Source organism: Desulfovibrio sp. SGI.169 (genome assembly GCF_050313595.1).
Lineage (GTDB): Bacteria > Desulfobacterota > Desulfovibrionia > Desulfovibrionales > Desulfovibrionaceae > Desulfovibrio.
This window is the reverse complement of record NZ_JBNPLS010000088.1, coordinates 1-520: the sequence shown is the minus strand read 5'-3', so window position 1 is coordinate 520 and position 520 is coordinate 1. Positions and strand designations below refer to the sequence as shown.

At 42.1% G+C, this 520-nt stretch carries 1 protein-coding gene; it reads right to left on the bottom strand.

What is annotated here, in order from left to right:
- Positions 1-22: 22 nt before the first annotated feature.
- Positions 23-520: ISAs1 family transposase (locus ACQRA4_RS13915; protein WP_427823640.1), on the bottom strand; the 498-nt coding region annotated here is incomplete at its 5' end.

Here is a 520-nt window from a genome sequence, read left to right as displayed (position 1 = left end):
ATTATCCATAAAAAGTTTGACTTCATCGTATATTTCTGAATGGTTGCCTTTTATGGCAAGTACATAATCGGCTTTTTTTTTCGATTGTCTTTCCGGCAATATTCTTTTGGCAAGTTAGCGCGTCCGAAGTCACAATACAGTCTTGAAGGTCAAGAATGTCCATTAGTTGTGGCATTGCCGTAATTTCATTGCTTTTTTCAGGCACTGCCAGCTGCCCAAGCACAAGGCGATTTTGCACGGCCCAGGCATTGAGCATATGCAAGGGTGTGATATTTTCAGAAGCCGTCCCACAATGCGTCTTTCCATCAAACGCCACTATCTCCCCGCTAATTTCTTTGCGCAGCCGTTTAGTGATATTGATCAGGAAATCAGTGAAATTTTCAGGAGTTATTGACTGGAAAATGCGGTTAAATGTGTCGTGACTGGGTATGCTGGTCATATGGATCATCTTTTTTAACCAGTTCCTGCGTGTTTTTGCAAACAGTTCCATTTCATAAAAACTCCTCCCGCCTGTGAGAAA